18 protein-coding genes are annotated in these 15,666 nt (G+C 70.9%); 5 read left to right on the top strand and 13 right to left on the bottom strand.

Annotation, left to right across the window (positions count from 1 at the left end; all coding sequences use genetic code 11):
* Positions 1–79: 79 nt before the first annotated feature.
* Positions 80–964, top strand: coding sequence for a winged helix-turn-helix transcriptional regulator (locus ACF059_RS26750; protein ID WP_392061708.1), 885 nt, complete (start codon positions 80–82; stop codon positions 962–964).
* 42 nt (positions 965–1,006) lie between these two features.
* Here ACF059_RS26750 and ACF059_RS26745 read toward each other — a convergent pair whose 3' ends face one another.
* From ACF059_RS26745 to ACF059_RS26700, 10 genes are all read right to left on the bottom strand, one after another.
* Positions 1,007–1,558 (bottom strand): TetR/AcrR family transcriptional regulator, encoded by a 552-nt coding sequence (locus tag ACF059_RS26745; protein WP_392061705.1) that lies wholly within the window; start codon positions 1,556–1,558, stop codon positions 1,007–1,009.
* A complete protein-coding gene (locus ACF059_RS26740) occupies positions 1,558–1,878 on the bottom strand; it encodes a DMT family transporter (protein WP_392061703.1) in 321 nt (106 codons plus the stop codon). The genes ACF059_RS26745 and ACF059_RS26740 overlap by 1 nt, the downstream gene beginning before the upstream one ends.
* Before the next feature lie 89 nt (positions 1,879–1,967).
* Positions 1,968–2,312: a metal-sulfur cluster assembly factor gene (locus ACF059_RS26735; protein ID WP_030388904.1), complete on the bottom strand. Its 345-nt coding sequence runs from the start codon at positions 2,310–2,312 to the stop codon at positions 1,968–1,970.
* Positions 2,309–2,770 (bottom strand): Fe-S cluster assembly sulfur transfer protein SufU, encoded by a 462-nt coding sequence (gene sufU / locus ACF059_RS26730; RefSeq protein ID WP_360890245.1) that lies wholly within the window; start codon positions 2,768–2,770, stop codon positions 2,309–2,311. Before sufU ends, ACF059_RS26735 begins: the two co-directional genes overlap by 4 nt.
* A 22-nt stretch (positions 2,771–2,792) precedes the next feature.
* Positions 2,793–4,049 carry a cysteine desulfurase gene (locus ACF059_RS26725; protein WP_360890248.1) on the bottom strand — a complete coding sequence of 419 codons (1,257 nt, stop codon included), beginning with the start codon at positions 4,047–4,049 and terminating at the stop codon, positions 2,793–2,795.
* Positions 4,046–4,813 carry a Fe-S cluster assembly ATPase SufC gene (gene sufC, locus ACF059_RS26720; RefSeq protein ID WP_007263436.1) on the bottom strand — a complete coding sequence of 256 codons (768 nt, stop codon included), beginning with the start codon at positions 4,811–4,813 and terminating at the stop codon, positions 4,046–4,048. Before sufC ends, ACF059_RS26725 begins: the two co-directional genes overlap by 4 nt.
* A gap of 7 nt (positions 4,814–4,820) precedes the next feature.
* On the bottom strand, positions 4,821–5,138 hold the full coding sequence (locus ACF059_RS26715; protein WP_030027083.1) for a bifunctional 3-phenylpropionate/cinnamic acid dioxygenase ferredoxin subunit: 318 nt from the start codon (positions 5,136–5,138) through the stop codon (positions 4,821–4,823).
* Positions 5,138–6,316, bottom strand: a complete 1,179-nt coding sequence (sufD, locus tag ACF059_RS26710) for a Fe-S cluster assembly protein SufD (protein WP_392061698.1) — start codon at positions 6,314–6,316, stop codon at positions 5,138–5,140. The genes ACF059_RS26715 and sufD overlap by 1 nt, the downstream gene beginning before the upstream one ends.
* A gap of 69 nt (positions 6,317–6,385) precedes the next feature.
* Complete coding sequence (sufB, locus tag ACF059_RS26705) at positions 6,386–7,801, bottom strand: Fe-S cluster assembly protein SufB (RefSeq protein WP_360890255.1); 1,416 nt, start codon at positions 7,799–7,801, stop codon at positions 6,386–6,388.
* Positions 7,798–8,559, bottom strand: coding sequence for a MarR family transcriptional regulator (locus ACF059_RS26700; protein ID WP_360890258.1), 762 nt, complete (start codon positions 8,557–8,559; stop codon positions 7,798–7,800). Before ACF059_RS26700 ends, sufB begins: the two co-directional genes overlap by 4 nt.
* 423 nt (positions 8,560–8,982) lie before the next feature.
* Here ACF059_RS26700 and ACF059_RS26695 point away from each other — a divergent pair, with 423 nt between their 5' ends.
* The 4 genes from ACF059_RS26695 (at position 8,983) to ACF059_RS26680 (ending at position 12,926) form a co-directional block, all read left to right on the top strand.
* Entirely contained in the window at positions 8,983–9,909 is a 927-nt protein-coding gene (locus ACF059_RS26695) for an ABC transporter ATP-binding protein (protein WP_361941851.1), read from the top strand.
* Positions 9,906–10,673: an ABC transporter permease gene (locus ACF059_RS26690; RefSeq protein WP_392061694.1), complete on the top strand. Its 768-nt coding sequence runs from the start codon at positions 9,906–9,908 to the stop codon at positions 10,671–10,673. The genes ACF059_RS26695 and ACF059_RS26690 overlap by 4 nt, the downstream gene beginning before the upstream one ends.
* A gap of 68 nt (positions 10,674–10,741) precedes the next feature.
* A complete protein-coding gene (locus tag ACF059_RS26685; protein WP_392061692.1) occupies positions 10,742–11,860 on the top strand; it encodes a hypothetical protein in 1,119 nt (372 codons plus the stop codon).
* A 76-nt stretch (positions 11,861–11,936) separates the two neighbouring features.
* On the top strand, positions 11,937–12,926 hold the full coding sequence (locus tag ACF059_RS26680; RefSeq protein ID WP_392061689.1) for a heme A synthase: 990 nt from the start codon (positions 11,937–11,939) through the stop codon (positions 12,924–12,926).
* Between the two features lie 25 nt (positions 12,927–12,951).
* On the opposite strand, the gene ACF059_RS26675 is transcribed toward ACF059_RS26680, so the two are convergent.
* The 3 genes from ACF059_RS26675 to ACF059_RS26665 all read right to left on the bottom strand — a co-directional run bounded on the left by ACF059_RS26675 (position 12,952) and on the right by ACF059_RS26665 (position 15,487).
* Positions 12,952–14,040 carry an amidohydrolase family protein gene (locus ACF059_RS26675; protein ID WP_392061686.1) on the bottom strand — a complete coding sequence of 363 codons (1,089 nt, stop codon included), beginning with the start codon at positions 14,038–14,040 and terminating at the stop codon, positions 12,952–12,954.
* 106 nt (positions 14,041–14,146) lie between these two features.
* Entirely contained in the window at positions 14,147–14,524 is a 378-nt protein-coding gene (locus tag ACF059_RS26670; protein ID WP_392061683.1) for a hypothetical protein, read from the bottom strand.
* A gap of 15 nt (positions 14,525–14,539) precedes the next feature.
* The gene (locus tag ACF059_RS26665; RefSeq protein ID WP_392061932.1) at positions 14,540–15,487 is read right to left on the bottom strand and encodes a heme o synthase; all 948 of its coding nucleotides are present in this window, start codon (positions 15,485–15,487) and stop codon (positions 14,540–14,542) included.
* Between the last annotated feature and the right edge of the window lie 179 nt (positions 15,488–15,666).

The following is a 15,666-nucleotide window of genomic DNA, read 5'->3' as shown; positions in this document are numbered from 1 at the left end:
CAGTTCAGCGAGTCAGTTCCTTTTGGGAACTGACTATGTCAGCATGACAGCCTTGGGTCAACGGACATAAGGAGCTCCCATGGCCCAGCGCACGCACCTCGGCGATGCGGACTGCTCCATCGCCCAGGCCCTCGAAGTCGTCGGCGACTGGTGGACGCTGCTGATCGTCCGCGACACCGCCCGCGGCCTGTACCGCTTCGACGAGCTCCAGCGCGAGCTGGGGATGTCCCGCAAGGTCCTGGCGGAGCGGCTGAAGCTGCTGGTGGAGGCCGGGGTGCTGACGCGCGAGCCGTACCAGGAACGTCCGGTGCGGCACGAGTACCGGCTGACCCCGCGCGGGCGGGGCCTGCTGCCGGTCCTGGTGGCCCTCCAGGACTGGGGTGACACCTGGGTCCTGGGAGAGGGAGAGATGACGGCGACCACCGAGGAGTCCTCGAAGGAAGCGGTACGGGTCCACGCGCTGCGCGGCACCCGGCTGCCGGAGCTGCTGCTGCCCGACCGTTTCGGCGAGCTCCGCGACCCGGTGGCGGACACCTCGTTCACGGTCCTGTACTGCTTCCCGGGCGCGTACGCCCGGGCTGAGTCCTACCCGCCCGACTGGGCCGGGATCCCGGGCGCCAGGGGCTGCACGTTCGAGTCGTGCACCTACCGGGACCAACTGGCGGAGTTCACCGCCGCCGGCGCCACCGTGCACGGGGTGTCGACCCAGCGGCCCGACGAACAGCGCGAGTTCGCGGAGCAGGAGCGGCTGCGCTTCCCGCTCCTGTCGGACGCGGGGCTGGACCTGGTGACGGCCCTGCGCCTGCCGACGTTCCGCGCGGCGGGCGTGAGCCGGATCAAGCGCCTGACGCTGGTCGTGGACCGCGACCGCACGGTGCACGAGGTGTTCTACCCGATCCAGGACGTCGAGGCGAGCGTGCGGGCGGCCCTGGACGCCGTGCGCGCCGCGGCCGGGGCGCCGTAGAAGCCGCTCTTCACCCGGACCCAGCCCCGGCCCCGGCCCGGATCACGCGGACCGCAGGACCCGGGCCAGCACCTCCCGGGCGTACGGCTCGTCGTACGGCGCGTCCGTCAGCAGGACCTGGAGGCTGATGCCGTCCATGACCGCCACCAGCGCCCGCGCCGTCACCGGGTCGGTCCTCGGCGCCAGGGCCGCGGACACCGTCTCGCACCACTGCGCCGCCACCGGCCGCAGCGCCGGGCGGCGCAGGGCGGCGAGGTAGAGCTCGTACTCCAGCTCCGCCCGGCCCCGGTCCGCCCCCAGGAACTCCCCCAGCAGGCCGGCCAGGGCAGCCGCGAGGTCGGCGTCCGGATCGGCCAGGGCCGGCGAGTCCGCCACCGCCTGGGCGAAGCCCTCGTTGGCCTGCCGCAGCGCCGCGACCAGCAGGTCGTTCAGCGTCGTGAAGTGGTAGGTGGTCGACCCCAGCGGTACGTCGGCCTCCGCGGCCACGCTGCGGTGGCTCAGCCCCGCGATGCCCTTGGCGCCCACCACCCGGATCGCCGCGTCGATGATCCGCTGCCGCCGCTGTGGGTCGTACCGCCGTGCGCCCGGGGGCATCAGTGGGCCCCGCCGAGGTTGAGCAGCACCACTCCGCCGATCACCAGGACGACCCCGGCGATCTTCGCGGCGGTGGCCGCCTCCCCCATGAACACCATGCCGATGGCGGCGATGGAGGCGGTGCCGACGCCGGCCCATATCGCGTACGCCGTGCCCATCGACATCGACTTCAGCGTCTGCGCGAGCAGACCGAAGGCGATGACGTACCCCAGCAGGGTGCCGAGCGAGGGCCACAGCTTCGTGAAGCCGTCGCTGTACTTCATGGCGGTGGTTCCGGCGACCTCGGCCGCGATGGCCGCGGCAAGCATGACGTAGGGCATGCGTACGACTGTACACATCGATATGTACACCCGTACGCACGAAGGGCCCCCGGCACGAAGTGCCGGGAGCCCTCACGTACAGGCGGTGATCAGACGTTGAAGCCGAGCGCGCGGAGCTGCTCGCGGCCGTCGTCCGTGATCTTGTCCGGGCCCCACGGGGGCATCCAGACCCAGTTGATCCGCAGTTCGTTGACGATGCCGTCCGTCGCGGACTTCGCCTGGTCCTCGATGACGTCCGTCAGCGGGCAGGCCGCCGAGGTCAGCGTCATGTCGAGGGTGGCGATGTTGGCGTCGTCGATGTGGATGCCGTAGATCAGGCCCAGGTTGACGACGTCGATGCCCAGCTCGGGGTCGACCACGTCGTAGAGGGCCTCGCGGACCTCCTCCTCGGTGGCCGGCTTGATCGACGCCTCGGGCGTCGCGTTCTCGGTCATGCCGTCTTCCTCTCCGCGTCGCCCAGAGCCTGGGCCGTCGCGTCCTTCCACGCCATCCAACTCAGCAGAGCACACTTCACGCGAGCCGGGTACTTGGAGACGCCGACGAACGCGACCGCGTCCTCCAGCACCTCCTCCATGGCCTCGTCGGGCTCGATCTTGCCCTTGGACTGCATCATCTCCAGGAAGACAGCCTGGATCCTCTGCGCCTCGGACAGTTCCTTGCCCACGAGCAGCTCGTTCAGCACGGACGCGCTGGCCTGGCTGATGGAGCAGCCCTGGCCCTCGTAGGAGACGTCGGTGAGCGTCTCGCCGTCGTACTTCACGCGCAGCGTGATCTCGTCGCCGCACGTCGGATTGACGTGGTGCACCTCGGCGTCGCCGTCGCGCAGGCCACGCCCGTGCGGGTGCTTGTAGTGGTCCAGGATCAGTTCCTGGTACATCGAATCCAGCTTCACAGCGTCCCCGTCGCCTCGTCCGTCAGCCGAAGAAGTTCCGTACGTGCTCCAGCCCGTCGACCAACGCGTCGACTTCGGCCGGAGAGGAGTACAGGTAGAAAGACGCTCGCGTGGTCGCCGGAATTCCGTAGCGCAGGCAGACCGGGCGCGCGCAGTGGTGTCCCACACGGACCGCGATGCCCTGCTCGTCCAGCACCTGGCCGACGTCGTGCGGGTGGATGTCGCCGAGCACGAAGGAGATCGCGGCGCCGCGGTCCTCGGCCGTGGTGGGGCCGATGATCCGCAGGTCGGGCACCTCGGCGAGGCGCTTGATCGCGTACTCGGTGATCGCGTGCTCGTGAGCGGCGATCTTGTCCATGCCGATCGCGGTGAGGTAGTCCACGGCCGCTCCGAGGCCTACGGCCTGGGCGATCGGGGGCGTCCCCGCCTCGAACTTGTGGGGCGCCGGGGCGTAGGTCGAGGCGTGCATCGACACGGTCTCGATCATCTCGCCGCCGCCGAGGAACGGAGGCAGGTCCTCCAGGAGCTCCTGTCGGCCCCACAGGACGCCGATGCCGGTCGGGCCGCACATCTTGTGGCCGGTGAAGGCCACGAAGTCGGCGCCGAGCGCCTGTACGTCCATCGGCATGTGCGGAGCGGCCTGGGAGGCGTCGATCAGCACCAGCGCGCCGACGTCCTGGGCGCGCCGGACGATCGCCTCGACCGGGTTGACCGTGCCCATGATGTTGGAGACCAGGGTGAAGGAGACGATCTTCGTCTTCTCCGTGATGACCTCTTCGATGTTGGACAGGTCGAGCCGGCCGTCGTCGGTGAGGCCGAACCACTTCAGCTTCGCGCCGGTGCGCTGCGCGAGCAGCTGCCACGGCACGATGTTGGAGTGGTGCTCCATCTCCGTGATGGCGATCTCGGTGTCGCGGTCGACCCGGTAGGGCTCGTCCGCCCAGCCGAGCATGTTCGCGACCAGGTTGAGCGACTCCGAGGCGTTCTTGGTGAAGATCACCTCGTCGCGGCTCGGAGCGTTGATGAAGGTGGCGACCTTGTCGCGGGCACCCTCGTACAGCGCCGTGGCCTCCTCGGCGAGCACGTGCACGCCACGGTGGACGTTGGCGTTGTGCTGCTCGTAGTACTCGTTCAGCGCGTCGAGCACCTGGCGCGGCTTCTGGGAGGTCGCCGCGTTGTCCAGGTAAACGATCTTCTTCCCGTCGTGGACCACACGATCCAGCAGGGGGAAGTCCTTGCGGATCGCCTCGATGTCGAGGAGGCCGGGCAGCTGTGTCACGCGGTCGCGCCACCCTTCGTGCTGTACGACTCGTAGCCTTCCGCCTCCAGCTTGTCGGCGAGCTCGGCGCCGCCGGACTCGACGATGCGGCCCTCGGAGAAGACGTGGACGAAGTCGGGCTTGATGTAGCGCAGGATCCGCGTGTAGTGCGTGATCAGCAGGGTGCCGACCTCGCCGGTCGCGCGGACGCGGTTGACGCCCTCGGAGACCTGGCGCAGGGCGTCGACGTCCAGGCCGGAGTCGGTCTCGTCGAGGATCGCGATCTTCGGCTTCAGAAGCTCCAGCTGCAGGATCTCGTGGCGCTTCTTCTCACCGCCGGAGAAGCCCTCGTTGACGTTGCGCTCGGCGAAGGCCGGGTCCATCTGGAGCTGCTCCATCGCGGACTTGACCTCCTTCACCCAGGTACGCAGCTTCGGCGCCTCGCCGCGGATGGCGGTGGCCGAGGTGCGCAGGAAGTTGGAGACCGAGACGCCGGGGACCTCGACCGGGTACTGCATGGCGAGGAAGACGCCGGCGCGGGCGCGCTCGTCGACGGACATCTCCAGGACGTCCTCGCCGTCGAGGGTCACGGTGCCACCGGTGATGGTGTACTTCGGGTGACCGGCGAGCGAGTACGCCAGGGTGGACTTGCCGGAGCCGTTCGGACCCATGATGGCGTGCGTCTCACCCTGCTTGACGGTGAGGTCGACGCCCTTGAGGATCTCGCGGGCGCCGTTCTCGGCCTCGACGGAGACGTGCAGGTCGTGGATTTCAAGCGTTGCCATGGATACCTCAGGACTCCTGGGTGAGGGAGACGAGCACGTCGTCCCCTTCGATCTTTACGGGGTATACGGGTACGGGGCGCGTCGCGGGCAGACCGGAGGGCTTTCCGGTGCGCAGGTCGAAGGCCGACCCGTGCAGCCAGCACTCGATCATGCAGTCCTCGACCTCGCCCTCCGAGAGCGAGACGTTCGCGTGCGAGCAGATGTCGTTGATCGCGAACACCTCCCCGTCGGTGGAGACGATGGACACCGGCGTGCCGTCGAGTTCCACCCGCTTGGGGGTGTTCTCCTCCAGCTCGCTCAGCGCACAGGCCTTGACGTAATTCATCAGACGGAACCCTGGAGCTCGGTCTCGATCTTGGCGAGCAGGCGCTCCTCGATGTCGTCGACATCGATCTGCTGCACGAGCTCGGCGAAGAAGCCGCGCACGACCAGGCGGCGGGCGTCGTCGGCCGTGATGCCGCGGGACTGCAGGTAGAAGAGCTGCTCGTCGTCGAAGCGGCCGGTCGCGGAGGCGTGACCGGCGCCGACGATCTCGCCGGTCTCGATCTCCAGGTTCGGCACCGAGTCGACCCGCGCGCCGTCCGTGAGGACGAGGTTGCGGTTCATCTCGTAGGTGTCGGTGCCCTCGGCGGTCTTCTCGATGAGGACGTCGCCGATCCAGACCGCGTGGGCGTCCTGGCCCTGGAGCGCACCCTTGTAGACCACGTTGGACTTGCAGTGCGGGGCGTCGTGCGTGACCAGGAGGCGGTGCTCCTGGTGCTGGCCGGCGTCCGTGAAGTACAGGCCGAAGAGCTCGGCCTCGCCGCCGGGGCCCGCGTAGCTGACCCGCGGGTGCAGGCGTACGAGGTCGCCGCCGAAGGTGACCACGATCGACTTGAAGGTCGCGTCGCGGCCGACCAGGGCGTTGTGCTGGGAGACGTGGACGGCGGTGTCGTCCCAGTCCTGCACCGACACGACGGTGAGCTTGGCGCCGTCGCCGACGAGGAAGTCGACGTTGGCGGCGCGCACGCCGTCACCGGTGTGGTCGATGACGATGACGGCCTCGGCGAAGGCCTGCACGTCGAAGACCGTGTGCCCGAAGGTGGTGCCGCCCTCGCCGTGCAGCGAGACGCGCACCGGCTCGGTCAGGACCGCCTCCTTGGGCACGGTCACGACCGTGGCCTTGGTGAAGGACGAGAACGCCTGCGCGGCGACCCGGTCCACCGGGGTGCCGGCCTTGCCGAGGCGCGCGTCGCCGCGCTCCACCGACTCGACCGTGACGCCCTCGGGCGCGTCGATCTGGGCCTTCATGGAGCCGTTGGCGACCGCGGTGCCGTCGTGGAGACCACGCAGACGCGCCAGCGGGGTGAAGCGCCACTCCTCCTCGCGGCCGTGGGGCACGGGGAAGTCCGCCACGTCGAAGGACGGGGGGGCACTCATCCGGGTGGCGACGGTGGACTCGGCGGCCACCGCGATCGCGCCGGCGGTGGTCGAACCCGCCGGAATGTTCTGAGCCTCAGCCATGGCTGTCGTCTTGCTCACTCTCTTTTAAAGCGCTGCCTGCGTCAAAGGATGTGCGGGATGCGGCCGGGACTAACCGACCGAGCCCTCCATCTGCAGCTCGATCAGCCGGTTCAGCTCCAGGGCGTACTCCATGGGCAACTCACGCGCGATGGGCTCGACGAAGCCGCGCACGATCATGGCCATCGCCTCGAACTCCGTCAGACCGCGGCTCATCAGGTAGAAGAGCTGGTCGTCGGAGACCTTGGAGACGGTGGCCTCGTGGCCCATGGAGACGTCGTCCTCGCGGACGTCCACGTAGGGGTACGTGTCCGAGCGGGAGATGGTGTCGACCAGGAGCGCGTCACACAGCACGTTGGACTTCGAGCCGTGGGCGCCCTCGCCGATCTCGACCAGGCCTCGGTACGAGGTGCGGCCGCCGCCCCGGGCCACCGACTTGGAGACGATGTTCGAGGAGGTGTTCGGCGCCATGTGGACCATCTTGGAGCCGGCGTCCTGGTGCTGGCCCTCGCCCGCGAAGGCGATGGAGAGGGTCTCGCCCTTGGCGTGCTCGCCCATCAGGTAGACGGCCGGGTACTTCATGGTGACCTTGGAACCGATGTTGCCGTCGATCCACTCCATGGTCGCGCCCTCGTACGCCACGGCGCGCTTGGTGACCAGGTTGTAGACGTTGTTCGACCAGTTCTGGATCGTCGTGTAGCGGCAGCGGCCGCCCTTCTTGACGATGATCTCGACGACGGCGCTGTGCAGCGAGTCCGAGGAGTAGATCGGGGCGGTGCAGCCCTCGACGTAGTGGACGTAGGCGTCCTCGTCGACGATGATCAGCGTCCGCTCGAACTGGCCCATGTTCTCCGTGTTGATGCGGAAGTAGGCCTGGAGCGGGATGTCGACCTTGACGCCCTTGGGGACGTAGATGAACGAGCCGCCGGACCACACGGCGGTGTTCAGCGAGGCGAACTTGTTGTCGCCGACCGGGATGACCGTGCCGAAGTACTCCTGGAAGAGCTCCGGGTGCTCCTTGAGCGCGGTGTCCGTGTCGAGGAAGATGACGCCCTGCTCCTCCAGGTCCTCGCGGATCTGGTGGTAGACGACCTCGGACTCGTACTGGGCGGCGACACCGGCGACGAGGCGCTGCTTCTCCGCCTCGGGGATGCCGAGCTTGTCGTACGTGTTCTTGATGTCCTCCGGCAGGTCCTCCCAGGAAGCGGCCTGCTTCTCGGTGGAACGCACGAAGTACTTGATGTTGTCGAAGTCGATGCCCGAGAGGTCGGAACCCCAGTTGGGCATGGGCTTCTTGTCGAACAGCTTCAGGCCCTTGAGGCGGAGCTTCAGCATCCACTCCGGCTCGGACTTCTTCGCCGAGATGTCGCGGACGACCTCTTCGGACAGACCCCGCTTGGCAGCGGCGCCGGCCGCGTCGGAGTCGGCCCAGCCGTATTCGTAGGTGCCCAGGCCATCGAGCTCAGGGTGAGCAGTCTCCGTGGTCATGCGGGGTTCCTCCCGGCCGTACTTGCAGATACTGATGTGTCGGTCTGTGTGGTGCTCGCGCTTCGCGGGATGAAGGTCGTGCACACCCCGTCGCCGTGGGCGATCGTGGCGAGGCGCTGCACATGCGTCCCGAGCAGGCGGGAGAAGACCTCGGTCTCCGCCTCGCAGAGCTGCGGGAACTGCTCGGCCACGTGAGCGACCGGGCAGTGGTGCTGACAGAGCTGTTCACCGCGTTGCGGACCGGGAGCGCTCTTCGCCGTAGCAGCGTACCCGTCGGCGGTCAACGCCTTGGCCAGGGCCTCCGCGCGGCCTTCGGGGGCGGCCGCCTCGACGGCCTCCCGGTAGGTCCGCGCCTGCGCTTCCATCCGTGCCCGGGCGAAGGCGGCGACGGCCGCCTCGCCCTTCTCGCCACCGCCGACGGACTGCGCGATCCAGCGCAGGGCGTCCGCGGCGAGCGTGTCGTAGGACTGGTCGAAGGCGTCGCGGCCGCAGTCGGTGAGCGCGAAGACCTTGGCGGGCCGGCCCCGGCCGCGCGCACCGTACACGCGCTGCTCACGGGCTTCGACCACGTCGTCGGCGACGAGCGTGTCGAGGTGGCGGCGGACGGCGGCCTGGGTGAGGCCGAGGCGCTGGGCGAGGTCGGCGACGGTGGACGGACCGTGGTCCAGGATCGAGCGCGCCACTCGGTTGCGGGTTGACCGCTCCCCGGTGGCGAGCTCCCCCTGGGGGGTCTCGATCTGCCGTTCGCCGTATTTCACAACGCCATTGTTGCGTAATTACCGGAGCGCCGACAAGCCGTGACGGACGCCACCCCTGGTGTCCTCCATCACTAAGGGTTACCTAATCTGTCGACGCAGAGTTATTCGGAGGGCAGCGTTCCGCTACCGCTCCGAGCCCCTCCCCCGACGCTCCGGACCGGCTCCCACCAGCGCGCCTTCCCCCCGGAGCGGGGCCGGCCCGGCCGGCCCCGGGCCGCTGCGAGGATCACGGAAACCGGATGAACCCGCCTGGACCACCCGGCTGAAAAGATCCGCGGGCGCGCCCCGATATCCGGATCCCAGGCGTGCGGAAAACCCCCGGAAACCCTTCGGCGGGCCCCTCGGCGCGCCCCGGCGGCCGCCCGGCGGCCCCCGCGGACCGGGAGCCGCGCCCCCTCACCCGGCTCCGTAGACTCACCCGTCATGAGTAACGACCCCGCGGTGGAGATCCGCGGACTGGTGAAGCGGTTCGGCCCCAAGACGGCGGTGGACGGCCTGGACCTCATCGTCCGCAAGGCCTCCGTCACCGCGGTCCTCGGCCCCAACGGCGCGGGCAAGACGACCACCGTGGAGACCTGCGAGGGCTACCACCGCCCCGACGCCGGCACCGTCCGCGTCCTCGGCCTCGACCCGGTCGCCCGGGCGGAGGAGCTGCGCCCCCGGATCGGCGTGATGCTCCAGTCCGGAGGCGTCTACTCCGGAGCTCGCGCCGTCGAGATGCTGCGCCACATGGCCAAGCTCTACGCCGACCCGCTCGACGTCGGCCCCCTCGTGGAACGCCTCGGCCTCGGCGACTGCGGCCGCACGCCCTACCGCCGGCTCTCCGGCGGCCAGCAGCAGCGCCTGGCCCTGGCCATGGCCGTGGTGGGCCGCCCCGAGCTGGTCTTCCTGGACGAGCCCACCGCCGGCCTGGACCCGCAGGCCCGCCGCGCGACATGGGACCTCGTACGGGAGCTGCGCGCCGACGGGGTCACCGTCGTCCTCACCACCCACCACATGGACGAGGCCGAGCAGCTCGCGGACGAGGTCGCCATCGTGGACGCCGGCCGGGTCATCGTCCACGGCAGCCCCGAGGAGCTGTGCCGGGGCGGCGCCGAGAACACCCTGCGCTTCACCGGCCGGCCCTCCCTCGACCTCGCCTCGCTCCTGAAGGCGCTGCCCGACGGCACCCAGGCCGCCGAGCTCACCCCGGGCGTCTACCGGGTCACCGGCGACGTCCACCCGCAGCTGCTGGCCACCGTCGCCTCCTGGTGCGCGCAGCACGGCGTGATGCCGGACAGCCTCTCGGTGGAGCGGCACACCCTGGAGGACGTCTTCCTCGAACTGACCGGTAAGGAGCTGCGCCGATGAGCGCCGGCACGTTCACCCCCCGCCCGGGCGCGGCCCCCGTCTCCCGCATGATCCTCGCGCAGACGGCACTGGAGACCCGGATGCTGCTGCGCAACGGGGAGCAGCTGCTGCTGACCGTGATCATCCCGGCGCTGCTGCTGGCCCTCTTCTCCGCCGTCGACATCGTCGACACGGGGGCCGGGGAGCCGGTGGACTTCCTCGCGCCCGGCGTCCTGGCCCTCGCCGTGATGTCCACCGCCTTCACCGGCCAGGCCATCGCCACCGGCTTCGACCGCCGCTACGGGGTCCTCAAGCGGCTCGGGGCCTCCCCGCTGCCGCGCTGGGCGCTGATGGCGGCCAAGACGCTGTCGGTGCTGGTCACCGAGGTCCTCCAGGTCGCCCTGCTGACCGCGATCGCCTTCGCGCTGGGCTGGTCCCCGCACGGGGACCCGCTGTCGGTCGCCGCGCTGATCCTGCTCGGCACCGCCGCCTTCTCCGGGCTGGGGCTGCTGATGGCCGGCACGCTCAAGGCCGAGATGACCCTGGCCGCCGCCAATCTGGTGTTCCTGCTGCTGCTGGTCGGCGGCGGGGTGATCGTGCCGCTGGACAAGTTCCCCGACGCGGTGCGCTCCGTACTGGAGCTGCTGCCCATCTCCGCCCTGTCCGGCGGCCTGCGCGAGGTGCTCCAGCACGGAGCCGCGCTGCCGTGGGGCGACGCGGCCGTGCTCGCCGGCTGGGCCGTACTGGGTCTGGGCGCGGCCGGACGGTTCTTCCGCTGGGAATGAAATCCTTCCCCTCACGGCTCCCTTGCCGCGAGGATGGGCGCCTCCACACATGAAGCCGGGGGGCGGACATGGTGCAGCGGGAGGCCGTACTTCGGCTGGACGAGCAGTGGGCGAGGGTGCGGTCGGGGGCGGCGCACGCGGAGCCGGCGGAGCGCGAGCGGCTCCTCGACGAGCTGATCGGGGCCCTGCGCGCCCTTGACGACGACGATCCCCGCTGCGGTGCGCTGCTCGGGCTGCGCCTCGCCGACCGGGCCGCCGTGCGGTTCGCCGCCGGGGACCGCGCGGGCGCCCTCGCCACGATCGAGGAGGGTCTGCGCAGCTCCGAGCGCGCCGCCCGGCACTCCCCCGAGTTCGCCCGCTGGTACGCCCGCGGGCTGATCAACCACGGCGTGTGGCTGGCCTGGCCGCTGAGCGACGCGGCCCGGCTGCCGAAGCACCCGCTGGGGCCCGCCGCCAGTGAGGGCCCCAGCGTCATGGAACGGGCGGCCGGGGAGCGCGCCCGTGATCTGACCCGCACGGCGGTCGAGGTGTGGGCGGGGCTGGACCAGCGGGATCCGGTCAACCGGCGGGGCCTGGCCCAGGCCAAGGTGTTCCTCGGGGACCGCCTCGCCGAGCTCGGGTCCGCCGAGGAGGCGGTGGCCTGGGCCGTGGACGCGGAGTCCGACTTCCGGGACCTGCTGCTCGCGGGTCCCGCCGCCGAGGAGTCCCAGGAGGCCGAGGAGGCCCTCGACCACATCGGCCGCCAGCTGGAACTGCGCCTGCGCTACCTGGCCTTCGACTCCCTGGTCAGCCTGCGCGCGCGGGGGCTGCTGCCCGAACGGCTGCTGCCCCGGGCCGTGGTGGCCGCCCACATCCAGGGGGTGGCGGAGGCCGAGATCGCCGCCCGGCTGCACCTCGGCGCCGAGCAGGTCCGCACGATGCTGGAGGTCACGCCCTGGCGCGCGGTGTGGCGCGTGGAGGTGCGCGGCCCCGACGGACTGTGGAACGTACTGGGCCATCCCTGGCACAGCGGAACAGAGGTGAGGAACCGGACGGCCGCGGAGGTGGGGGGCGAGGTGCTGCGCGCCTTCGCGGCCTCGGCCGACTGCCCGGGCGCCGGCGCCGCGTGGCGGATCCGCCTGTGGTGGCACGAGGAGGGCGATCCCGCCGGGGCGAGGTTCCGGTACGTCAGCGGCGCGGAGGCGTAGGCCTCGTCCGGCGGGCTACGCGGCCCAGACCGGCCCCGGGCGCGGACACCCCGCGCCGCCCACCCCTCGTGAAACTTTGCACAAGGCTCCGCCTACGATAGGAGCCGTGTTGAACCCCCTCGCTTACATCGCCAGCCGCTGGACTCCGTCACCCCGGATCGTCCGGCGGGCCGCGCTCGCCGCGCTCGTCATGAGCGTGGCCATCGTCGTCACCGGCGGCGCGGTGCGGCTGACCGGGTCAGGTCTCGGCTGCGACACCTGGCCCAAGTGCACCGACGAGAGCCTGATCGCGACGCAGGCCCAGGGCTTCCACGGCGCCATCGAGTTCGGCAACCGGATGCTGACGTACGTGCTCAGCGCGGCCGTCGGCTGGTTCATCCTCGCGGCCCGCTCGGCCCAGCCCCGGCGCCACGCGCTGACGAAGCTGGGCTGGCTCCAGTTCGTCATCGTGATGGGCAACGCCGTCCTCGGCGGCATCACCGTCATGACGGGCCTCAACCCGTACAGCGTGGCGGGGCACTTCCTGCTCGCCACCGCGCTGATCGCCGTGACGACCGTCAGCTGGCAGCGCACCGGCGAGGGCGACACGGCTCCCCGCCCCCGCGTGCCGGGCCCGGTCCGCAAGCTGTCGTGGGCGCTGATCGCCACCACCCTCGTGCTGGTCGCGGCGGGCACGGTGGTCACCGGCTCCGGACCGCACGCCGGCGACAGCAGCGAGATCGCGCGGATGCCGTTCGACTGGACGACCACCGCCCACGTGCACGCCGTCGCCGCCTGGCTGGTGTGCGCGCTGGCCGTCGCGATGTGGCTGGTGCTGCGCGTGGTCGACGCCCCCACCGACACCCGGGCCCGCGCCCGCGACCTGCTGATCGTGCTGCTCGCCCAGGGCGGCATCGGCTACGTGCAGTTCTTCACCCAGGTGCCCGAGGTCCTCGTCGCCACCCACATGCTGGGCTCGTGCCTGGTGTGGATCTGCGTGCTCCGGGTCGCGCTGAGCCTGCGCGAGCGGCCGGCCGAACAGGCGCAGGTCCCGGCCCAGGGCGACGCGCAGCTCTCCACGGTCTGAGCCGCGGGGGCCGCGGGGACGCCCCTCAGGGGGCGTCGAGCCGGTAGACGCGGCGGGCGTTGCCCGCCGCGACCATCGCCGCGACCCGTTCTGCGTCCCGCCAGGACCAGGAGCCCTCGCCGACCCAGCCGCACAGCAAGCGGCCCAGCGCCTCGCGGAACACCAGGGCGCCCACCGCGTGCAGCTCGGGCAGGTGGCGCCCCCCGCTGGAGAACATCAGCTTCCCGAACGGTGCGAGCTCCATCAGCTCACCCAGCACCGCCGCGGCCCGGGCCCCGCTCTGCCCGAGGGCCGCGCCGACGTCGGCGTGGACGTGCGGGAAGGCCGCGGCGAGCTGCGCCGTGTGCCGGTGGTACGGGTACCCGCCGAGCAGGACCAGCCGTACGCCGTGGCGCGCGGTCGCCCGTACGAACTCCGTCAGCGGCTCCGGGTCCGCCGCGCCCGTGTGCAGCTGGAGCGGCAGCCCGGTCGCCACCGCGCTCCACAGCAGGTGCCGCAGGAGTACGGGGTCCCGTACGGCTCCGCCCCGGGGCCGCCGGGCCAGCCACCGCCCCGCCGCCCCGCGCACCTCGCCGGGACCGGGCGGCGCGGGCTCCGGGGCCGCGGCGGCGCCGTCGAAGGCCACGGCGCAGGTGAAGGCGGCCGCTCCGGTGGCCGCGTGGTGGACGGCCTCGGCGAGATTGGCGAGGAAGGCGGCCACCGTCCCGGAGGTGTCGGCGACCTGCTCGGCCAGGGATTCCAGCCGGACGGCCTCGAAGGCCTCCGCGTCGGCGGCGAGCGCCAGCTCCTTGGGCCCGGTGAGGTCCGCGGCCGCGCCGGTGTCGAGCACGTAGGCGGCGACCCCGGAGCCCCTGAGCAGCCGCCGCGCGGACTCCGCCGCCCCCAGCTCCCGGCGGCGGGCCAGGTAGCGGGCGGGCGTGGCGTGCGGCTCCAGGCCGAGCAGCGGCGGGCACCAGCGGCGCACGGCGAAGCCGCTCTGGGTGTCGAAGAAGGTGGTGCCCGCGGCGGGCGGGCCGGCCGAGCGGATCAGCTGGGCCTCGAAGGTGCCCAGGCCCAGCTCCGTACGGAGGAATCCGTTGCAGTACTGGTCCACCAGGGGCGGCGTTTCGATCATCCGGGCATCCCGTTGCGGACGTGAGGAAGGTGCTTCCACACGTCCTAACGGGTGAGCCGGGTGTGAGGTGTTGCTCGGGCTGTTGACCGAGACCCCACCGGGAGGGTCAGGCCGCCGTGTTCGCGGGGCCGCCGAGCTGGATGCCGGCCATGCGCGTCCACTCGTACGGGCCGGTCTTCACGCGCGCGGCGAACTCCCCGTCGAACTCCTCGTGGAGGGTCAGCCCGGCCTTCTCGGCGGCCAGCTGCGCCACGGCGAAGGTCGGGGCGACCAGGTCGCCCCAGCCGCCGTCCGTGCCCACGAGCACGATCCGGGTGCCGGCCTGGCCGATGTGGGCGAGCTGGCCCTCGGCGCCGCCGTGCTGCTTGGCGAACGCGCCGATCTGCCTGGCCAGCTTCGCAGCCGTACGGTCCTGCTTCTTGTCCGAGGCGCCTGCGGCGTTCGCTGCGTCTGCGGTCTCTGCGGTGTCTGCCATGAAAGGCATGCTACCGGTGAGTAATCAGCGGAGGAAGGGATCCACGGCCACCGCCACGAAGAGCAGCGACACATAGGTGATGGACCAGTGGAACAGTCGCATCTCCTTGAGCTTCGGACCGGTCACACCGGCCTTGGCCCGTGCGTGGAGGGTGTGCGCCTCCCACAGCCACCAGCCGCCCGCCACCAGCGCCACCGCGGTGTAGAACCAGCCGGTGTAGCCCATCGGGGTGAGCAGCAGCGAGACCGCGACCATCACCCAGCTGTAGAGGACGATCTGGCGCGCCACGACCTTGTTCCCGGCCACGACCGGGAGCATCGGGACGCCGGCGCGCGCGTAGTCGTCCTTCACCTTCATCGACAGCGGCCAGTAGTGCGGCGGCGTCCAGAAGAAGATGACGAGGAAGAGGATGACCGCGGCCCAGGAAACCTCGTTCGTGACCGCCGACCAGCCGATGAGCACCGGCATGCAGCCCGCGATGCCGCCCCAGACGATGTTCTGCGCGGTACGCCGCTTCAGCAGCATCGTGTAGACCACGACGTAGAAGAGGAGCGCGCCGAGCGAGAGCGCCGCCGACAGCCAGTTGACCAGCAGGCCGAAGAACACGGTGGAGACCACCGCGAGCGTGAGGCCGAAGGCCAGGCACTCGCGCGGGCTGACCATGCCGGTCACCAGGGGCCGCTGCGAGGTGCGGTCCATGAGCGCGTCGATGTCGCGGTCGATGTACATGTTCAGCGCGTTGGCGCCGCCCGCGGACAAGTAACCGCCGAAGCAGGTCACGAGGACCAGCCACAGCGACGGAACGCCCTGCTCGGCAAGGAACATCACCGGCACTGTGGTGATCAGCAGAAGTTCGATGATCCGCGGCTTGGTCAATGCCACGAAAGCCATGACGCGGGTCCCGAACGGCCGGTGACCGGGGCTCGTCCCGAGCACCGCCGCTGGACGGGATTCGACGGCCGTCACGCACACCCCTGAGAGAGAATCCAGCAAGCTCCGACTCGGACCGCCCAGAACATGAAGGCCCGGTTAAGGCTTGCGCGTACCACGCCACTGTAGACGTTGCACTTACGTGGCCCTGCGCGGGGGTCGCTTCGTGTTGGGCCGATCGGACCGTGCATACATACGGGGGACACCCCGCCGCGGGCACC

Origin of the sequence: Streptomyces sp. NPDC016562 (assembly GCF_043076955.1) — a bacterium.
In the GTDB taxonomy this organism is placed as follows: Bacteria; Actinomycetota; Actinomycetes; order Streptomycetales; family Streptomycetaceae; genus Streptomyces.
This window is presented reverse-complemented; position numbering and strand designations above follow the sequence as displayed.